Consider the following 4123-nt stretch of genomic DNA (forward strand, 5'->3'; position numbering starts at 1 on the left):
GAACACATACTCAACACACGAGGGAGAAAATCTCTGGGCTATCGCTCCCCCAATGAGGTATTTTTAACACACTTACAGGCGGCATAAGCCCCCTGGGTTTTGTTGCGTTTCGAGTGGGAATGGGGCAACAGGCAGGAAAGCAGAAGGCTGCGCCGCCGACGTTCATCAACATCACGCCGCTGGCGGACGCGGTGGCGGTCATACAACACTGTTGGCCGGCCCTGGTGGTTGACGGGGTGCCGCAGCTGCTGCCCATTCATGCACGGGAAATGATGGCAGCCGATATCCGTGCGCGTGGCCTGGACATCTCCATGAAAAAGCTTAAACGCTGCCTGTCGGCCATCACTCGCTCGGAAATTTATTTACAGAGCATGGTGGAGGGGGCGTGGCGGCTAAGCCTTGCGGGTGAGCCGGTGGCGCAGATATCCGAGAGGGAAGCCGACTATGCGGTGAAACGCATCGAGCAGGAGCGGGGCCGCAAACAGCGCAGGCAGGCGTATGCGGAAAAACAGGCCGCCGCTGCACTAGCAGGCACGGGCCGACAATCATCGGGTTAATTAACGTCGCATAAGAGCCTGACGGCTCCACAATGCGTCGTTGTCCAACCCCATCTTCTGGCGGTTGACGCCAGTCCGTATTAAAAAAGGAACGCTATGTATTCCCCTAACCTGGCGATGCACAGAAATGGACTGGCCAGCCTGTGCTGCCTGACTATTTTTTGTCGCACAGCCTGTTGCCACCGCTGCGGTGATGGAAACTGGTTTCTCACCTGAAGTGGTCCGCGCATTAATCAACGCACGAAAACGTGGGGTGGACGTCAGGGTGGTACTGGACCACAAAGCGAATGCTGGCAAGCAGAACAAAGCCAGTCGGGCAGCTATGAATTTACTGGTAGACGCGGGCATCCCGGTTTGCACAGTGAACGTATTCAAAATCCTTCACGATAAGGTGATCGTCGCCGACGGGCGCAACACGTAACTGGGATCATATACTTTGCAGCATCGGCGTTCAGTCGTAATGCCGAGAATGTGGTGGTGATCCGCGACGAACAGTCGTAGCGCGCGCCTATCAACAGGAATTTGAGCGTCTTTGGGTTGAAGGCACCCCGCTAAATTCGCATTACTAATCCTTTCTTCAAGCTATCAAACCTGCAAAACATCATTGCTCATGCGCCAACATGAGCTGCAGATCACGATCATTTACTGCTAACTGCTGGAAACTGTAGTAATCTCTGTCCTAATGATCCTTTTTTGATCCTTGGGGAGGCAGAAATGTCGCAGACGATTGGTGTAGTTACCCCCTCAACGAAAATGAAGCGGATTTACCGTAAAGGAAATCCTTTGAGTGCCACCGAACGGCAACAGGTTTCTCTTGCGCGGAAAAAAAGCACACATAAAGAGTTACGTGTCTTTGTCAGGGACTCACTGAAAAGCCAGCTTCAAAACATGTGTCAGCGAGAAGGCATAACCCAGGCGGAAATGATCGAACGGTTGATAGAAATGGAGTCAACGCGTCACATTTAGAATGTAACGACGTCACATTCTTGATCGTTATGCTTGTGAGTGCTAGATTACTGATCGTTTAGGTATTTAAGGTTGGCCACGCCGGTAAGGTGGCAGGGACAGAAGACGTTGAGAAAATTCTCCGGATTCTGAAAAGCAAAAACCCCGATGATCTTCTCTATCTTGGCGGACGGGAAAGATTAACGGGGCTCACTCAAAACTGTATAGAAGCGTTGCTCTATGCAGGGAGTATAGAATTGTGCCAAAAAAAATTCAACTCCTATTGTGCAACATAAGCGCAGGGCTTTTTGACTAGCCTGAATCATGCGTCTGATGCACTGATAATCAAATCCAATCGTTCCCGTCGCGGCGAGGCTAATGCCTTACGCAAGGGGGCGTCAAAAATCCATCGTCGCTATCAGCCTGGGCTGAAGTGTGCTGTGCCGCGTGGCATGGCGTCTAAAGTGGTTGCACGTGTCAGCAGTCACAACTGGCATCGCAATCCCGACTTGGTCGAGCTGCGTCAAAATGGGTATGTTCCATATACCAAACGTAACGATCCCTATTACATTCCCAAACCGATGCGCGTTCACGCACGTTCCGAGGCCTGTGAGGCGCTGACGGCTTTGTCACAGGTGATGGCGGCCAACTGCGACTTTAACCCGGACAGCGACTATCCTTTCGAAATCATGGCCCCGATGGAGCAATTAGCGCATTACATGGGGGTATTGCATGTCTACGACAGTGGCCGCAAAGCCTATGATGTGGCGCTCAATGCACTGTCGGTGATGGAGCAGCTGCAGTACGCGATCGTCCTGCATGGCAAAGATACCGACAGCGGCCAGAACAAGCCATTGCGCGTCTGGCTCAGTGAAAGATTCTTCACTAGCCGTGGTATTGCCGTCGATGAAATTCGCCAGTGGCTCGGCCAATTCCGTACCTGGGCGATCAAGAACGGCCTGACCGAAACGCTGCGCACCAAATATGAGCGCCATTTACTGCGTATCGAGCACATTGGTATCGATATCAAGAATCGTCACTCCCTGCGTAACCGGCTTAAGCAGATCAAGCGCTGGGTGGTTAACCCGGACTTGGCCCGCGAGAAAGAGCAGGTGGTTGGCCAGCTCGAAAACGCCCTCGATACGCTTGAGCAAGGTGATCGTCTCGATCTACTCCTGGACGGTCTACAGAGCAGAATCAAAGCTGATGGCAAAGGCCACAAAAAGGCCCAAAACCTGATGTATCAAGCCTATGTTGCCTGGTCAAACAAAACCATGCGTCACGAGGTTGTACAGCTTGAAATTGCGCTCCAGCGCGATAATCCGGGGCTACTTCACAGCGATCCGGAAGCCTATTATCAACGACTGCTGGAACGCGCCGGCATACTCTAGTCACCAAAATCCCCAGATTAAAACCCCGTGTCTATCCCGACGCGGGTTTTGTGCTGCCTGGCGTTCAGGAGTTGCTGTTTTTGCAAGCGATGCGCTCGCCAGCGATGGCGAAAATGAGGCGGGGTGACCATCCTCTTCCTGACTCAGATATCCGGGAGCGCAAACAACAGCAGTTAATTTCGAAGAAGGCAGTTAATTTCGAACCATAACGTACTGATATCTTTATTTTCGAACGTTAATCCATAACAAAATAAGCCTTTTAAAAAGGGGATGTCATCGCGCTCAGCAGCGCTCGATGATACCTCCTTCGCTTTGCTCAGGCAGAACACCGCAGAAAGCTCAAATTCCGAGCAAAAACGCAGCTCTTGTAACACCAACCCCACCGGCTACGCCGATAAAGTCGCTCCCGCTAAAGCGGGCAACGTCGCTGCACCCAATTGCTCCAAGACACTAAACCATTGCAGACAAAAAACATCCGCGTCACCCTCAACGACAGACAACTCCCCCCACTGCAAAGCCGCCGCCGCCCCGGCCAAAGGCCGGGAACAGCAGTGGCTTTATGATAGATGCTGTAACTAACTATCGAGTCGTTGTAAAAACTATCGCTGAAAGTTTCATATACACGCTCGTAAGCGGCCCTACCGGCCCGCTAACGCGGAGCTACGCCCCGGCTGCGGCTACGCCTTGCCGTGACCACTCCGACCGCGCAAAAACAGCTTTGTGGTGCTATTAGTGGGATTGGCTCTACAGGGCGGGGGGTGGGATAGGCAAAACCTATCAGAACTGGGCGGCTATGCCGCGCGACCGGCGACCCTTATCATCTGAGTTCTTTATGGCCATGTTTGTCGCCTTCATGCGCTAACGCGCATTGAACCCAAAGCTTTCATGCCGGTGAGCCGAAACGACCGTCGCCCTGCCGGGTGTGAAAAACAATATTATAAAGATATAATATGACAAAATGTCATATTTTAAGTGTGTGGGTGAGCGATGACAGGATTAGAGTTGAAACTTTGGCGGACAGGACTTGGCTGGACACAGGAGCGGGCGGCGGAGGAGTTTGGTATCTCGATGCGTACCTACATCCGTTATGAGCAGAGTAAGCCCGCCCCATTCCCACTCGAAACGCAACAAAACCCAGGGGGCTTATGCCGCCTGTAAGTGTGTTAAAAATACCTCATTGGGGGAGCGATAGCCCAGAGATTTTCTCCCTCGTGTGTTGAGTATGTGTTC

The 4123-nt window shown here is 52.3% G+C and carries 5 protein-coding genes; all 5 read left to right on the forward strand.

All coding sequences use genetic code 11. The annotated features are described in order from the left end of the window. Positions 1-119 precede the first annotated feature (119 nt). The gene (locus ACMV5H_RS25095; protein WP_414822753.1) at positions 120-557 is read left to right on the forward strand and encodes a ProQ/FINO family protein; all 438 of its coding nucleotides are present in this window, start codon (positions 120-122) and stop codon (positions 555-557) included. Between the two features lie 193 nt (positions 558-750). Further along, entirely contained in the window at positions 751-978 is a 228-nt protein-coding gene (locus ACMV5H_RS25100) for a phospholipase D-like domain-containing protein (protein ID WP_414822754.1), read from the forward strand. A gap of 293 nt (positions 979-1271) precedes the next feature. Further along, a complete protein-coding gene (locus ACMV5H_RS25105) occupies positions 1272-1523 on the forward strand; it encodes a replication regulatory protein RepA (RefSeq protein ID WP_166735238.1) in 252 nt (83 codons plus the stop codon). 287 nt (positions 1524-1810) lie between these two features. Next, positions 1811-2893 (forward strand): Replication protein, encoded by a 1083-nt coding sequence (locus tag ACMV5H_RS25110; RefSeq protein ID WP_414822755.1) that lies wholly within the window; start codon positions 1811-1813, stop codon positions 2891-2893. Between the two features lie 987 nt (positions 2894-3880). After that, complete coding sequence (locus ACMV5H_RS25115; protein WP_414822756.1) at positions 3881-4051, forward strand: helix-turn-helix transcriptional regulator; 171 nt, start codon at positions 3881-3883, stop codon at positions 4049-4051. Positions 4052-4123 lie beyond the last annotated feature (72 nt).

The sequence above is a fragment of the Serratia sp. N21D137 genome, assembly GCF_047530005.1.
In the GTDB taxonomy this organism is placed as follows: domain Bacteria; phylum Pseudomonadota; class Gammaproteobacteria; order Enterobacterales; family Enterobacteriaceae; genus Chania; species Chania fonticola_B.

What these genes read in the sequence shown, in the direction of transcription:
- ACMV5H_RS25095 (WP_414822753.1), top strand. Translation starts at nt 120, where the DNA reads ATGGGGCAACAGGCAGGAAAGCAGAAGGCTGCGCCGCCGACGTTCATC.
- ACMV5H_RS25100 (WP_414822754.1), top strand. Translation starts at nt 751, where the DNA reads ATGGAAACTGGTTTCTCACCTGAAGTGGTCCGCGCATTAATCAACGCA.
- ACMV5H_RS25105 (WP_166735238.1), top strand. Translation starts at nt 1,272, where the DNA reads ATGTCGCAGACGATTGGTGTAGTTACCCCCTCAACGAAAATGAAGCGG.
- ACMV5H_RS25115 (WP_414822756.1), top strand. Translation starts at nt 3,881, where the DNA reads ATGACAGGATTAGAGTTGAAACTTTGGCGGACAGGACTTGGCTGGACA.